Consider the following 289-nt stretch of genomic DNA (forward strand, 5'->3'; position numbering starts at 1 on the left):
ATACAGATGAAGTTGTCAAAAATCAAGACAGATAAGAGCGATTCAAAACTTATTTGTGAGTATGCTCAAAAGGTAGCTCTAAAACTGTGGAAGGGCAACACAAAGGAGGAGATGGAATGTCTTCAAATCACCAGAGCACTATCTGTATATACAAAACAGAGCACTATGTTAAAAAATAAATTACATGGAGAAGCTGTTTTGGGAGAGCCAAGTAAAGCAGTTGTAAGATCTTTAAAGCGCAATTTAACACAGCTTAAAAAAGAGATAAAAACTTTAGAGGACAAGTTGC

At 35.3% G+C, this 289-nt stretch carries 1 pseudogene; it reads left to right on the forward strand.

Features of this window, described 5'->3' with window-relative positions:
* Nucleotides 1–289 (forward strand): annotated as a pseudogene (locus CXF67_RS19285) (IS110 family transposase); the annotation flags it as partial.

Origin of the sequence: Psychroflexus sp. MES1-P1E (assembly GCF_002836055.1) — a bacterium.
Classification (GTDB): Bacteria; Bacteroidota; Bacteroidia; order Flavobacteriales; family Flavobacteriaceae; genus Psychroflexus.